The sequence below is a fragment of the Bacillus sp. L75 genome, from assembly GCF_003676355.1.
In the GTDB taxonomy this organism is placed as follows: Bacteria; Bacillota; Bacilli; order Bacillales; family Bacillaceae; genus Bacillus; species Bacillus velezensis.
On sequence record NZ_ML064938.1, the window covers coordinates 1 to 1,309 of the forward strand.

General features: G+C 37.3%; 1 protein-coding gene. It reads left to right on the top strand.

Features of this window, described 5'->3' with window-relative positions:
* The coding region (locus D5S11_RS19640; protein ID WP_164833854.1) for an AMP-binding protein at window positions 1-1,309 on the top strand (1,309 nt) is incomplete at both ends.

Sequence of the window (1,309 nt, forward strand, 5' to 3'; positions counted from 1 at the left end):
ATTGTAAAGTTGTATTAACAGCTGAACTGGTAAAAACTATTGTGTCAAGCTATAAAGAGTCTAAAAGAGAAAGTGTGGCAGTGCCGGAACAAATAGCTTATGCGATATACACTTCAGGAAGTACGGGAAAACCTAAAGGTGTAATTATAAAGAATGAGGCTGTAATTAATACTATATTAGACATCAATGAAAAATACAGTGTGAATGAAACAGACCGGTTTATCGGATTATCATCTATGTCCTTTGATTTATCAATATATGATATTTTTGGTGCTTTTTCTGCAGGAGCAACATTAGTAATGATCGAAGATCAGAGAGATATTAAAAAGATTCATGACATCGTAAAAGAGGAAAAAATTACAGTCTGGAACTCCGTTCCCATGATCATGGAAATGTTAGTAAACTATATGGATGAAACAGAAAACAAATCTAACGCTGGAGTTATTAACTATGACGAGCTTCCTGAATTAAGACTGGTATTATTAAGCGGGGATTGGATACCTGTTCATCTTCCTGAGAGGATTAAGGATCACTTCGTTGAAAGTGAAGTCATAAGCTTAGGCGGGGCTACTGAAGCGTCTATTTGGTCGATTTATTATCCAATTAAAACAGTCAAGGCTGAATGGACCAGCATTCCTTACGGTTATCCATTATCAAATCAAACTTACTATGTTTTAAACTATGAAAATGATCCTTGTCCAATCGGAGTGAAAGGTGAACTTTTCATAGGGGGAAAAGGTGTAGCAGAAGGCTATTTAAATGATAAAGAAAAAACTGAAGCGTCATTTATTGATCACCCAGATTTCGGAAGAATTTATCGTACGGGGGATATGGGGGTCTTGACGCAAGAGGGTTATATTGAGTTTTTGGGACGGAAAGATCATCAGATTAAAGTTCGTGGATATCGCGTGGAGTTAGGTGAAATAGAAAGTGTAATATTAGAGCACCGACAGGTGAGAAATGCGGTAGTCATTAATCAAAAGGATGCCAGAAATCAAGATGTGTTATATGCGTACGTAGCGGGGCACCAATCCTTACCGCCAACTGATCTGAAAGAGTTTTTAAGCCTGAAAGTGCCGGAATATATGATACCTAGCTATATCGTACAGATTGAAGAGGTTCCTTTAACAAGTAACGGAAAAGTTGATCGTAAAAAACTACTGGCTCTAGACGTTACAGATCAAGCATCGATTGGAAGGAAAATCAAAGAGCCTCGAACAGAAATTGAGAGAGATTTAGTTGGTATCTGGAAAAGCGTTCTGAAAACAAATGAAATCAGCATAGATGACAACTTTTTTGAATTAGGCGG